The organism is Polaribacter sp. R77954 (assembly GCF_044595335.1).
In the GTDB taxonomy this organism is placed as follows: domain Bacteria; phylum Bacteroidota; class Bacteroidia; order Flavobacteriales; family Flavobacteriaceae; genus Polaribacter.
Genome location: NZ_CP138992.1, coordinates 1,265,712 through 1,279,251, shown reverse-complemented (window position 1 = coordinate 1,279,251; position 13,540 = coordinate 1,265,712). Strand labels below are relative to the sequence as shown.

Sequence of the window (13,540 nt, the reverse complement as noted above, 5' to 3'; positions counted from 1 at the left end):
TTACGATAAATACCTACACCGTTTTATAAACCTTACCAGAATAAAGTTATTTCTTATAGTATTTTACGTATTTAAACCAAGATAATGTTCCTAAAATGGCAACAAAACCAATCGAATAATATACAGATGATGGAGTAATAACACGATCTCCACTGGCATAAGAATGCAAACCAGCTAAGTAAAAGTTAACACCAAAATAAGTCATCATAATAGAGGCATACGAAATAATAGTCCATAAATTAAAAGTATATTTTCCTCGTAAACCAGGAATCAAACGCATGTGTAATACAAAGGCATAAATCATAATAGAAATTAAAGCCCAAGTTTCTTTAGGGTCCCAGCCCCAATAACGTCCCCAACTTTCATTAGCCCACATTCCACCTAAAAAGTTTCCAATGGTTAACATCACCAAACCAACAGTAACTGCCATTTCATTAATTATGGTAATTTCTTTGATATTTAGATCCATTTTCTTTTTGTTATTTTTATTCGTAAAAAGAATTAAAAATAACGAGAATACTCCTAAAATCATTCCTAATGTTAAAGGCCCATAACTGGCTACAATAATAGAAACGTGCACCAATAACCACCAAGAATTTAATACAGGCTGTAAATTTGCTATTTCAGGGTCAAGCCAATTCATATTAGCAACAAATAAAATAATAGAAACAACAAATGTGGTGGCTGTAATAGTTAATGCTGATTTTCTACCCAAATAAAGCCCAAATAACATGGTTGTCCAAGCTACATAAATAATAGATTCATACGCATTACTCCAAGGTGCATTGCCACTTATATACCATCTGGCAATTAAACCAGTGGTATGCAAGAGAAATAGAGCAATTACAATTCCTATAGCAAATTTTACAATCATATTCAGCCATTTTTTGTCACTAAATATTTGTGCAATAACAAATACCAGTAGAAACAAACTAGCCAAACCATAATAACGAATTAATTTTGCAAAAACACTAAATTTATTATAAGCAATTTCTATATCTATTTGTTTTTCTGAGGGATACACTTCAGCCCCAAATTTCTTTTGATACTTTTTGATGCCCTCTAAAACTTGTTCTGCTTTCGAATAATCTCCTGTTTTTTTGGCAGTTTGCAGCAATTGTACGTAAAGAGGTAGAGATTTTTGAACAAAAACAGTATCTGCAGGCCTAAAGCCTTTTGTACTTGTAGTTTCTGGTTGAGAAACCCATTTGTTATTTTCATCATTTGGTATTGGATAAATCTTTAGAATTCCACCACCAATAGCATTGTATAACAACCCTAAACGTCTATCGATTTTAATAAGATCTTGCTCAAATTTATTTTGAATCTTTTTTTTCTGAGCTTCTTCAATTTGTTGTTTAATTATGTATTCTCCTCTAGCTGTAAAAAAGTCAGATAAACGTGCATATTTTGCAGTAGGTGCTACACCCAATTGTTCTCTAATTTTTAAATTACCCTTTTCTAAATACACCATAGGAACTTCGTACCAAAGTCTTGGGTTTTCTATAATAGAAAGCAACACTTGGCTTGGCTGCATATTATTAAACGTTTCTGTTTGTGCCACTTTACGCACCAATTCAGAAGCAAAAGTATGTGCAGGTTTCATTCTACCACCAGCATCTTGAATTACCAATTTGCTAAAACTTTCTGCGTGTGTTTTACCTACTGAATTGGCTGTTAATATCGAGTCAATTTGCTGAGCACTAACTTGGGTAACAGGTAAACTTGGGTGAGGCTCACTTGTATTTGTGGTTTGCGTAGGTTCGTGTGTATGATTAGGGTCACTATGGTCATGATCATGTTCTTGACCAAAGGCAAAACTAGATGCCACCAACAAAGCACTTAGTGTAAGTAATTGTTTCTTTTTTCGAATCTTCTTTAATGAATTTTTCAAGCTATCAAAACGCGTGTATTTAGCAAAGAAAATGGTAATCATTCCTGTGTATAAAAGTGAATATCCCAAATAGGTAATAAAAGTTCCCCACCAATCATGGTTTACAGATAAATGAGTTTGTTCTCTTTCGCCAGACAAATCATAACTAGATTGGAAAAATTTATAGCCTCTATGGTCTAAAATATGATTCATAAAAATGCGATAATCAAATTTATCATCATTATCAATAACAGTTACTTCACTAGCGTAAGAAGCAGCACTTTCAGAACCTGGATATTTCTCTAATTGAAAATCATTTAGTTTGATGCTAAAAGGCGCTTTTAAAATTTTTGCACCATACCACATTCTAAAATTCAATCCATCAACAGAAAATTCTTTGGCATTATCATTGTTAAATTTTCCGCCAGAAAGTGAAACCCTTTTGGTTTCGTTTTCTGTTTTTACATCTAAAACAATAACATCTAATTTTTTATCGTCTTTAGGCCCACGAACCACTTCCATTTTTCCTTTTGATGGGTGTTGAGGCACTACAAATGGCAAACCAGCAACATTGTATAATGCTCTTAATTTAAAATCTTGTATACTATCTTTGGTAATAGTTCCTTTATTCATGGTTGCCATAACCTGATACATACCATCAGATTTTGTGCTAATTTTTAAAGAATCATTTCTTTTAAAAATATTGATAGAGGCATTGTTATCGGCATTATTATAACCCACCAAAATATTGTGAATGTTTTGAACTGTACCCGATTTTATGCGATGCTCATGTCTACTTCCACTTGACGATTCTACCAAAAATAAATATTCATCACCAGTATCACTATCAGTAAATTTTTCTTTTGCCCAAGGGATGTAATCTACCAAATCAACTTCGTAACTTTTGCCTTTAAAATCATCTGAAAAAGACCAAGAATTAGCTCCCCAAGCACTTAATAAAATGGGTTCGTGTTTTGTTTTTTGTACCTCATTATTGTCTACAATAACATTAACATAAGTAGTTTCCGATAAAAAAGTATTGGTAGTTTCACCTTCGTCAATTAGCATAATGCCTTCATAACCAATGTATCTAGTAACTCCAGCACCAATAATAATAAATAAAAATGCCAAGTGAAACATTAATACAGGCCATTTTTCTTTACGCAACAGTTTGTATCTAAAAATATTGCCAAAAAAATTGATGATAAAGAATATCATTATGGTTTCAAACCACCAAGAATTATATACTAACGCTTTAGAGGTTTGTGTGCCAAAGTCGTTTTCTATAAAGGTTGCAACCCCCATTGCAGTTGCAAATAGAAAAAATAAAACGGCCATTAAGCGCGTAGAATATAGAAAATTAAGAAAATTTTTCATCAAAAAAAATACTTTTAAAAGAGTTACAAATTTAAGTATAAAAGCACAAATTTTCTGAGGGATTCTATTATATTTCTGTATTAAGAATTGTTAAAAATTACATAAATAGATGGCCATAAAACACATTATACCCAAACATATTAGAGACAGAGTTGTGTTTGCACTAGCACATTATCCAGAATTAAAGGATGTTTATATAGAATTTAAATTAAAGAAAAATATTAAAAAATCTACAATGCAGGCTAGACCTACTTTTGATAGTTTTTTTAAGTCGAAAAAAAATAGGAAATTTTTGATTTTGATAAGTGAGGAATTTAAAATCTCGAATAAGAAATTTTCAACTTTAGATATACCTGATGATATTTTTATTGGTTGGATTGGTCATGAACTTGGGCACATTATGGATTACCAAGATAGAAATAGATGGAATTTGATTTGGTTCGGAATTAAGTACCTCTTTTCTGAAAACCATATTGTTGAGGCTGAAAGAGCTGCAGATCGTTTTGCAGTTAATCACAAAATGGAAAATTATATTTTAAAAACAAAAAACTTTATTTTAAATCATGCAGAGATTTCTAAAGTTTATAAAGATCGTATGAAACGTTATTATTTATCGCCAGAAGAAATTATGTTTTTGGTAGAAGAACGAGATAAAATGAAAGAAATGTTATCATAAATTGGGTTGTTTTTCACTCAAATATTTCCAATAGCGTTTTGGGATATGCCTAATATGCAATTTCATATTTTTACGTTCTTTAATGTTTGTGCTGTCAAAATAATCTTTCCATAGTTTTTGGAAATTTAATTCCTCATCAGCAAAAAAATCTTTGTAGGTTTTTGTAAAATCGAAATTTTTTGGGAAATCCATATTGATGAACTCTAACGTCTGTAAATCATAAAACAAACCATAATTTCTTTTGATGTCATAAATCACCCATTTCTGGTCTGCATATCTACTTTTAAAATGTTTAGCAATTAAAGGCAATACATTAAAATCGGGTTCAATATTGGCAAAATAGATGTTATCTTTTGTTAATCTGAAACGCACAAAAGCTTCCATTCTATGCTTTTCCCTACTAACATTTTTTGCAATTTGAGCTGTTTTTAAAACACTAGGATGCGTAAAATCGGTATCCACTTTTTGATCGTGTTTAAAGATATATTGAATGTAATCTAATAAGGTATTTTCAATGCCTTTTTGTTCACTCAAAAACGCATAATATATTTTGGTTAATGTTAAAGTGGATGCTCTACTCTTTAAACCTTTCCAAACTCGGTCAGATTTTTCAGTATCTGTAATAATGGTTTCGTTTTCAGAAAACAACCCATTTTGTTGTACAAATTCATTTTGAATGGATACATGTTTGAGTTTGTATTCGAAAACATAAAAAACACAGGATAGAAAACCTTCAAAAGTACTATCGTAAATGAGTGTTTTTTCTTGCATTTTTAGAGTTTTTAATGTCATTTCGACCTTGTGGAGAAATCTAAATTAATATTATTTAAGTAGAGATTTTTCGACTTCACTTTTAACTTCGTTATCTACTTTCAATCAAAAATATATTTTGATTTCAGTAATGCTCAAAATGACAATCAACGTAAATTATTTATCAAACAAATTTAATTGCGGACTCAACATTTGCTCATATTTACTTTTTGAGTTCTGTAAAATCAGTCCTTTTAATTTGGCTGCTGTTAAATCTCTTCTTTCAAATTGCGGACTATCACATACCAAAAAATATTGCGCTCTATTAAAGGCAATGCCTATTTTTTTAAGATGATCCCAATTTAATCGTCTGTATTTTCTTGCCATTAAAATTTTGGCAACAGATTTCATTCCTACTCCAGGAATTCTTGCCAACATTCTTTTACTGGCTTTGTTGATATCTACAGGAAACTCGTGTAAATTACGTAATGCCCAACTCAATTTTGGGTCGATATCTAAATCTAAATTTTGATGATTTAGGTTGACAATTTCGTTGGTTTGAAAACCATAGAAACGCGTAAGCCAGTCAGATTGATACAATCTATTTTCACGTAACATGGGTACTTCACTGCCAATAGCAGGCAAACGATTATCATAACTTATGGGCACATAACCAGAATAATACACTCTTTTAAGATTGAAGTTTTTATAATAATGTTCCGCTGTTTTTAGAATCTGAAAATCATTTTCTCCACTTGCACCCACAATCATTTGAGTACTTTGTCCTCCAGGAGCATATTTGGGTGTACTTTTTATGAGTTTCTTTTCTGATTTATATTGAATAATTTCATTCTTAACCTTTTCCATGGGTTTTATAAAATCTTCAAAATTTTTATCAGGAGCTAACAATTTTAATCCGCTTTTTGTTGGGATTTCTATATTTACGCTTAATCGATCTGCATATAAACCAGCTTCTCGCATTAATTCATCTGAAGCACCAGGAATCGATTTTAAATGTATATAACCATTAAAATTTTCTTCTAACCGTAATTTTTTGGCAACAGCTACCAAACGTTCCATAGTATAATCTGCACTTTTAAAAATACCAGAACTTAAAAAAAGCCCTTCAATATAATTTCTACGATAAAAATTGATGGTTAAGTCTACCACTTCTTGCACTTTAAAAGCGGCTCTTTTAACATCATTACTTTTTCTGGTGACACAATAGGCACAATCGAAAATACAATAGTTGGTGAGTAAAATTTTAAGTAGTGAAACACACCTACCATCTTCTGTATAAGAATGACAAATACCCATTCCTGTTGAGTCTCCTAAACCTTTGTTTTTGTTTGTGCGTTTGCTACCACTTGATGAACAAGAAACATCGTATTTAGCAGCGTCTGCTAAAATTTTGAGTTTCTCTAAAGTGCGTTCAAAAGACATAAATTGTTGATAATGTTAAGATTGATTGAATTTTAAAAAGTATTAAAATCGATATTAATCTTGCAACAAAATAGTCAATATTAGAATTTGAAAAACATTAAATTAGATTAGTTTTCCACAAAAAAGAAAATGTTTAAAAAAGAAAAAGTATTTTTTATAGCCTGATGTTGGCAAACTTGGTTAGCCCAGATTGAACGGTTTGTTTGAACTCTTTTTTGCGTTTTTCAGCAAAAAAAGTGAGTAGTGAAAGCTGGAAATAGCTTCAAAAAAAAAATCTTCTCTTAAGTTTACTTTACAAAAGCTTCCCACTTTTTAAATTTCTTTTCTTTCATTACACGTTCCATTTTTACTTGTCCGCCTTTTTTCTTGTTCCTATCATTCCAATCGTAAAACTTTTCTACTGGAATTATATTTACTTTTACGCCTTTTAAAGCTTTACTTCTGGCGATTTTATAGTTTTTATTGGCATCTTTTAGAAAATGATCTAGTGCATTTGCAACATCAGTTGCGTTTGCATTTACGTCAGTCCCCAAATACCAAGAATGATAAAATTCGCCATCTTCAAAACGTTTTGCACAAATGGTATATTCAGGAATTTTGGTTGAGAATTTTTCTTCTAAATGTTTCATAGCATCATCCATTTTATTGACAGATAATTGCGAACCAACCGTATTTAAAAAGAATTTGGTACGTCCTGTAATTTTTATTTCTGCTTTCTCCACATTGGTAAATTTTATGGTATCACCAATTAAATAGCGCCAAGCACCAGAAACTGTACTGATGATTAAAATGTAATCTTTTTCTGGCTCAACATTTTTTAGAGAAATTGCAGGTGCGTTTTTCTTTAATGAACCATCTGGTTTTATGTAGTCTGGATTCATTGGCACAAACTCGAAGTAAATTCCGTTTTCGGTATTCAACTGCATAGCATCAGTTTCTGGTCTGGTTTGTGTGGCAATATAACCTTCTGAAGCCAAATAGGTATCAATAACTGTAACTGGTTTGCCTAACAAAGCCTCGAAACTTTTTTCATAAGGACTAAAAGCAACTCCACCTGAAGTGTAGACTTTTAAGTTGGGCCAAATTTCGTGAATATTATTTAAATTGTGATATTCGATTACTTTTTGAAGCATTAATTCTATCCAAGCAGGAATTCCACTTAACGCACCAATATCCCAATTTTTTGCATTTTTTGCGATGTGTAAAACACGTTCATCCCAATCGTCTATTTTGGCAATGTCTTCACCAGGTTTGTAATATCCTTTAAACCAAAAAGGAATGTTACTTGCGCTAATTCCGCTAATTTCGCCTTCTAAATGATTGTTGTTTTCTTGTAAATCTGTAGAACTACCCAACATCATAATTTCTTTTTCAAAAAAATCTGCGGGTAAATCAAAGTTGTTTAAAGACAATACCTGTTTAATTCCAGAGCTTTTTATGGCATCAATCATAGCATCAGTAACCGGAATTCTTTTACTGGATTTTCCTGTAGTTCCTGAACTTAATGCAAAATAGGAAGGTGTGTTTGGCCAAGTAACATCTGTTTCTCCTTGATGTAATTTGCTCCACCATTTTTTGTTGATTTTATCGTAATCAAAATAAGGTACAGTATCTGCAAAAGATGTTTGCAAATTGTCACTGATTAAAATAGTTTTAAAATGATACTTTTTACCAAACTGTGTGTTTTTGGCTGTTGCTAATAGATTTTGAAGCACTTTTTCTTGAGCCTCAATATGATTTGTTGCTGATGAAAGGGTATCTGTTACATTGATAACACCCTTTATAAGGTTTCCTAAAATGGTCATAATTGTTGGTTTTATACAAAGTTGACAATTTTTGGAAGATGTTTTTAACGTGATTACTTTAAAGGTTGATGCATTTCGTTAGCATTATTTCTTAAATTTTTTGAATGCTTGTTTTACCCAATGTTTCTTGTACACTACAAAAATGCCATATGATAAACAAACCCAAAAGAGATTTTAGAAATTGCTGTTTTTTTGTGATGAAATACACCCATAAAATATGTTTTAAATGAGGAATATTGATTTTTTAAATGGTAATTACTTGTTGTTTTTGCGTTGATGATTAAAATAGGTGGTGCCCATTAATACAAAACCAATTAAAATACTATAGTAATAAATACTTAAGTGTTGCCCTTTTAGCATTTGATATACTCCTGAAATTATGGCAAAAGCACCAATAATCATGAGAAAATAATAGGTTATTTTTTTCATAAATCTTTATTTTTATTAGAAAACCAAATTACTATTTATGAAATACAAATTTATAGATTTAATTTTCTATAGTTAAATGCTTTGCCGCTTTTTGTATTGTAGTTTTTATTTTATTTCAATTATTCTTTCTTCTATGTTTGTTGTGTTTTCTGCCTTTACTTCTTTTGTTTCTATACTGTAAATAACCCAGCCAGTTTCTCCATGAATTCTAGAGGCTGTATAGGTTTCATTGGTTAAAGAAGGAAAATTCTTTAATTTAGGTATGTTTTTACCAAATGTGCCTATTTTTTTTAAATAATTATAGGTTTCGTTTGTTAACTGTTTAGAATTCACAACCTGTTTCATTCTTATGATTGAATTTCCATCTTCAGCATTTATTTCATCTAAACTAAATTTAACTTTTGTATCAAATGGCTTTCCTCCAAAATTATTAGATACTTTTAAATCTCCTGATATTTCCTCGCCAAGTTTATACTTTACACCATGAAAATTATAAAATTGAATAGCATCTTTTATGGCATTAGCTTCTATCGATTTTTTTGAAGAGTAAATCTTCATGACATTTTCTATAATTTGTGCTGAGTTAGGAATATGTTTTAATTCTGTTTTCAATTTTTCTGATACTTCATTAAGATAATCTCTAACATTTTGCCAATTTATAACTTCCATAAACGAACCAAATTCATCTGTTTTAATCAATACAGATATATCATTGGATATTGATGTTAATTTTTTCACCAATTTATTATCTGTATCAATTTCAAAATTTTTGTAATGCCATTCTGTTGTATAGCTGTTTGGTGTAGAATCTATAACTTTAAGATCTACTTCATATTTTATGAGTTCTCTAGCAATAGTATCTTTATTTTTAATTTTAAGCTTTTCGAATGAAATATCATATGATTGTTTATCTAATTTTGACCAATATCCAATAACTTGAACAGTTGAATCTTTTAAGCTTATTTGTCCATATGTTTTTATGGACAGAAGTAGTACTAGTATAATAGCAATTTTGTTTTTCATTTTTTATTAGTTTCTTACCCTTTTGGGATGCAGTGATGTTTGAATTAGTGCATAACTTGGCTCAATTATAAAAGATGAGGTTAAATCTAACCAAACTATTCCACAATACTATATTCTGAAATAGATTGCTCAGACAAAGTCTGTGTTTTTGAGTAAATGAAATAAAATCGTCTCATTTGTTCAAGGTTTCTTAGAGAAACCTTTTTCAAATTCTTTGGTTATATTTTAGAAAGTTCCTTTATAATCTCTTTTCCATTTTGTTCTTCTTGAATGATCACTCTACCAATTTCAAAATAGGTAATTACCATTGTTTTTTTACAGAACGTATAATAGTATTTCTTGCAGCTTGTAAAAGCTCAATAATTTGATGGTAAAATTTATTATTTGAAGGTGTATTTTCCATAGTTACTCCACAATACTATCAATCAAAATCTCTAATAAATCAATAGCAGCTTGAGCAATTTTTGTACCTGGCCCAAAAACCCCAACAGCACCAGCATCAAATAAAAATTGGTAATCTTGTGCAGGAATTACACCACCAACAATTACCATAATATCATCTCGTTGGTATTTTTCGAGTTCTGCAATAACTTGAGGTACTAAAGTTTTGTGACCAGCTGCTAAAGAAGAAATTCCTAAAATATGCACATCGTTTTCTACAGCTTGTTTGGTAGCTTCTAAGGGTGTTTGAAATAAAGGACCAATATCTACATCAAAACCCAAATCTGCATAACCAGTTGCCACTACTTTTGCACCACGATCATGACCATCTTGTCCTAATTTGGCAATCATAATTCGTGGTCTGCGTCCTTCCAATTCAGCAAACTTATCTGCTAATTCCCTCGCTTTTTGGAACAATTTATCGTCTTTTATTTCTTTACTATACACACCAGAAATAGTTTTAGTTACAGCTTTGTGTCTGCCAAAAACACTTTCTAAAGCATCTGAAATTTCGCCTAAAGTAGCTCTATTTCTTGCTGCTTTTACTGCTAAATCTAGTAAATTTTCTTTTCCAGATTGCGCTGCTTCTGTCAAAGCTACTAAAGATTTTTTAACTTCGGTCGTATTTCTGTTTGCTTTTAATTCGTTTAATCTTTCTATTTGAGAGTTTCGCACGGCTTCATTATCAACCTCTAAAATATGCAAAGGATCTTCTTCCTTAAGTTGATATTTATTTACACCAACAATAATATCTTGTCCACTATCAATTTTTGCTTGTTTTTTGGCTGCAGCTTCTTCAATCCGTAATTTCGGAATCCCTTTTTCTATGGCTTTCGTCATTCCACCTAACTCATCTACTTCTTGAATCAAATCCCAAGCTTTTTTGGCAATAGCTGAAGTCAATTTTTCAAGGTGATAACTCCCAGCCCAAGGATCTACAGTTTTGGTAATATGGGTTTCTTGTTGTAAATATATTTGAGTGTTTCTGGCAATTCTGGCAGAAAAATCAGTTGGTAAGGCAATAGCTTCATCTAAGGCATTAGTATGTAAACTTTGTGTACCACCAAAAGCTGCAGCCATAGCTTCTATGGTAGTTCTGGCAACATTATTAAAAGGATCTTGCTCTGTTAAAGACCAACCACTGGTTTGACAATGTGTCCTTAACGCCAATGATTTTGGGTTTTTAGGCTTGAATTGTTTTACAATTTTTGCCCACAACATTCTTGCTGCACGCATTTTGGCAATTTCTGTAAAATGATCCATCCCAATTGCCCAAAAAAACGATAATCTTGGCGCAAAAGTATCAATATCCATGCCTGTTTCTAACCCTTTTTTGATGTATTCTAGTCCATCAGCCAAAGTATATGCCAATTCAATTTCTGCAGTGGCTCCAGCTTCTTGCATATGATAACCAGAAATAGAAATCGAATTGTATTTAGGCATGTTTTTACTGGTATATTTAAAAATATCCGCAATAATTTTCATGGATGGAGCAGGAGGATAGATGTAGGTATTACGCACCATAAACTCCTTTAAAATATCGTTTTGTATCGTTCCTGAAAGTAATTCTGGAGCAACTCCTTGTTCTTCTGCAGCAACAATATAAAATGCTAAAATGGGTAAAACTGCACCATTCATTGTCATGGAAACCGACATTTTATCTAAAGGGATTTGATCAAATAAAACCTTCATATCTTCTACAGAATCAATAGCAACACCTGCTTTACCTACATCACCTTGCACACGTTCATGATCAGAATCGTAACCTCTATGTGTGGCTAAATCAAATGCTACAGATAAACCTTTTTGACCTGCTTCTAAATTTCTTTTGTAAAATGCATTGCTTTCTTCTGCTGTAGAAAATCCTGCATATTGTCTAATCGTCCAAGGTCTACGAACATACATTGTGGAATATGGGCCTCTTAGGTAGGGTGGAATTCCTGCTGCGAAATCCAAAGCCCCATCTATCTTCCCCAAAAGGGAAGAACTCTCAGTAATACTTTGAATTCTGAATTCTGAACTCTGAACTTGTATTTTTGAAACATCTTGTCTACTCATTGTCTAAACGTTGTTTTTCAATCGTTTCAGAAATTCGTTTTCTGACAATTGGAGTGATGATTGTTTTGATATGTCTTTGTTTTACAAAAGGATACAATTCTAAATTTTGCTTCATTTTATCAGCAGCATTACTTTGTAAATTTGTACCTAATAAAACAATTTCTTTCGTATCGAACCTTTCTTGTTCTCTTGTTGCACTCTCGTTAATTTTCTTTTGAATACTGCCGTTTTTTAATTGCTTTAAAAATCCACCTGATTTTTCTACTTGCTTAAAAGTAGTCAGTGCATTATGCGCTAGTTGATGGGTTAGAGCATCAATATAATAAGCACCATCAGCAAAATGATGTGCTTCTTGAAAATAACTTTCTTGTTGTAAAATTAAGAGTTGATTTCTTGCAATTCGTTCTCCAAATTCGTTTGATTTATGGTAAATATGATCATAAGCAACATTAGAAATGGTGTCTGAACCTCCTAAAATGGCGCTCATACATTCTGAAGTTGTACGCAACATATTGGTGTTGTAATCATACAATGTTTTATTGCGCAAACTAGGTTGTGTGAAAATATGAGCTGGTACATTTTTTACATTATACTCTTTCAATAAGGATGCCCATAAAATGCGGAATGCTCTTAATTTGGCAATTTCAAAAAAATAATTGCTACCCACAGCAAACTTAAAATGAATTTTATTGGCAATTTCTGCACCAAAAGAATTTAAATATTCATTGGCATGAGCTAAAGTATAAGCCAATTGTTGCGTTAAATTTGCCCCAGCATTTTGATATAAATCTCCAGAAACCGAAATACAATGGTTAGATGATGGTACTATTTCTTCTACAGCTAAATGATCTTTTTTAAGATTGTAAAACCAATTTCCAGTTTCAGCCAAATTGCCAATAATATCTGTTTCAATAAATGTATTATTAGAATCACAAAATTCTGAAAGTTTGGTTTGAAATTCTACATCTAAAAAAGTAAGCTGAAAATAAAGTAGTGTTTTGCCAGCAAATCCTTTTAATAATTTCTTGGGATTAAATGGTGTAGTGGCTTTAAATCTTATTGAATTTGCGCCTCTTTGTAAAGCATTTAAGGCTAAAGAATTGGCTATCTTTTCATCACCAATAAAAATAGATTGACAAATATTAAAGCCTTTTTTTGGTAATTGAATTGAGGTATTTTTTCTATCTTCTTTGGTGTAGAATGGTTTTACAGTAATGCCTTCATCTGTTTTCCAAAGCAGCGTTTTATTGTAATCTGCACCTTTTAAATCTACTTGAATTTTTTGTTTCCAAGCAGCAGGTGAAACCGCATCAAACTCATCAAATAGAAATTCGCTCATTATTTTATAGTATCAAATTCAATTATATAGATGTCTTCGTTTTCTTTTTTCATTAAATATTTTTCTCTTGCAAAACGTTCTAACTCTAATGAATTCTCGAGTTTTTTAATGGTTTCTTTGTCTTTTTCAATCTTTGTTTTGTAGAATGAAATGGTACTTTCTAAATCTTTAATTTCCTTATTAAATTTACGATGTGTAAGGTAAGAGTTTTCATCAAAAAATAGCATCCATATAATAAACGGAATTAGTATAATTACAAACACATTGGTAAGCAATTTAAATATAAAACTATTTTTTAAATCTTTAAAAGAACTCATTATAGATTA

10 protein-coding genes are annotated in these 13,540 nt (G+C 31.2%); 1 reads left to right on the top strand and 9 read right to left on the bottom strand.

All coding sequences use genetic code 11. The features are described 5' to 3' along the window. Nucleotides 1–46: 46 nt before the first annotated feature. Nucleotides 47–3,250: a cytochrome c biogenesis protein CcsA gene (ccsA, locus tag SJY27_RS05520; protein WP_397447265.1), complete on the bottom strand. Its 3,204-nt coding sequence runs from the start codon at nt 3,248–3,250 to the stop codon at nt 47–49. A gap of 109 nt (nt 3,251–3,359) precedes the next feature. Here ccsA and SJY27_RS05515 point away from each other — a divergent pair, with 109 nt between their 5' ends. Further along, nucleotides 3,360–3,926 (top strand): hypothetical protein, encoded by a 567-nt coding sequence (locus tag SJY27_RS05515; protein ID WP_397447264.1) that lies wholly within the window; start codon nt 3,360–3,362, stop codon nt 3,924–3,926. On the opposite strand, the gene SJY27_RS05510 is transcribed toward SJY27_RS05515, so the two are convergent. The 8 genes from SJY27_RS05510 to SJY27_RS05475 all read right to left on the bottom strand — a co-directional run bounded on the left by SJY27_RS05510 (nt 3,921) and on the right by SJY27_RS05475 (nt 13,531). Continuing rightward, complete coding sequence (locus tag SJY27_RS05510) at nt 3,921–4,697, bottom strand: TIGR03915 family putative DNA repair protein (protein ID WP_397447263.1); 777 nt, start codon at nt 4,695–4,697, stop codon at nt 3,921–3,923. The two genes, SJY27_RS05515 and SJY27_RS05510, sit on opposite strands and share 6 nt — an antisense overlap. Nucleotides 4,698–4,853: 156 nt before the next feature. Then, a complete protein-coding gene (locus SJY27_RS05505; protein ID WP_397447262.1) occupies nt 4,854–6,119 on the bottom strand; it encodes a putative DNA modification/repair radical SAM protein in 1,266 nt (421 codons plus the stop codon). A 287-nt stretch (nt 6,120–6,406) separates the two neighbouring features. Continuing rightward, the gene (locus SJY27_RS05500; RefSeq protein WP_397447261.1) at nt 6,407–7,924 is read right to left on the bottom strand and encodes a GH3 auxin-responsive promoter family protein; all 1,518 of its coding nucleotides are present in this window, start codon (nt 7,922–7,924) and stop codon (nt 6,407–6,409) included. Between the two features lie 255 nt (nt 7,925–8,179). Beyond that, entirely contained in the window at nt 8,180–8,353 is a 174-nt protein-coding gene (locus SJY27_RS05495; RefSeq protein WP_397447260.1) for a hypothetical protein, read from the bottom strand. A 105-nt stretch (nt 8,354–8,458) separates the two neighbouring features. Continuing rightward, nucleotides 8,459–9,376, bottom strand: a complete 918-nt coding sequence (locus tag SJY27_RS05490) for a hypothetical protein (protein WP_397447259.1) — start codon at nt 9,374–9,376, stop codon at nt 8,459–8,461. 405 nt (nt 9,377–9,781) lie between these two features. Further along, on the bottom strand, nt 9,782–11,875 hold the full coding sequence (gene scpA / locus SJY27_RS05485) for a methylmalonyl-CoA mutase (protein ID WP_397447258.1): 2,094 nt from the start codon (nt 11,873–11,875) through the stop codon (nt 9,782–9,784). After that, nucleotides 11,868–13,214: a methylmalonyl-CoA mutase subunit beta gene (locus SJY27_RS05480; RefSeq protein ID WP_397447257.1), complete on the bottom strand. Its 1,347-nt coding sequence runs from the start codon at nt 13,212–13,214 to the stop codon at nt 11,868–11,870. The genes scpA and SJY27_RS05480 overlap by 8 nt, the downstream gene beginning before the upstream one ends. Further along, nucleotides 13,214–13,531: a septum formation initiator family protein gene (locus tag SJY27_RS05475; RefSeq protein WP_397447256.1), complete on the bottom strand. Its 318-nt coding sequence runs from the start codon at nt 13,529–13,531 to the stop codon at nt 13,214–13,216. Before SJY27_RS05475 ends, SJY27_RS05480 begins: the two co-directional genes overlap by 1 nt. Between the last annotated feature and the right edge of the window lie 9 nt (nt 13,532–13,540).

Coding starts and splice junctions, on each gene's coding strand:
- ccsA (WP_397447265.1), bottom strand. CDS start 3,250: ATGAAAAATTTTCTTAATTTTCTATATTCTACGCGCTTAATGGCCGTT.
- SJY27_RS05515 (WP_397447264.1), top strand. CDS start 3,360: ATGGCCATAAAACACATTATACCCAAACATATTAGAGACAGAGTTGTG.
- SJY27_RS05510 (WP_397447263.1), bottom strand. CDS start 4,697: ATGCAAGAAAAAACACTCATTTACGATAGTACTTTTGAAGGTTTTCTA.
- SJY27_RS05505 (WP_397447262.1), bottom strand. CDS start 6,119: ATGTCTTTTGAACGCACTTTAGAGAAACTCAAAATTTTAGCAGACGCT.
- SJY27_RS05500 (WP_397447261.1), bottom strand. CDS start 7,924: ATGACCATTTTAGGAAACCTTATAAAGGGTGTTATCAATGTAACAGAT.
- SJY27_RS05495 (WP_397447260.1), bottom strand. CDS start 8,353: ATGAAAAAAATAACCTATTATTTTCTCATGATTATTGGTGCTTTTGCC.
- SJY27_RS05490 (WP_397447259.1), bottom strand. CDS start 9,376: ATGAAAAACAAAATTGCTATTATACTAGTACTACTTCTGTCCATAAAA.
- scpA (WP_397447258.1), bottom strand. CDS start 11,875: ATGAGTAGACAAGATGTTTCAAAAATACAAGTTCAGAGTTCAGAATTC.
- SJY27_RS05480 (WP_397447257.1), bottom strand. CDS start 13,214: ATGAGCGAATTTCTATTTGATGAGTTTGATGCGGTTTCACCTGCTGCT.
- SJY27_RS05475 (WP_397447256.1), bottom strand. CDS start 13,531: ATGAGTTCTTTTAAAGATTTAAAAAATAGTTTTATATTTAAATTGCTT.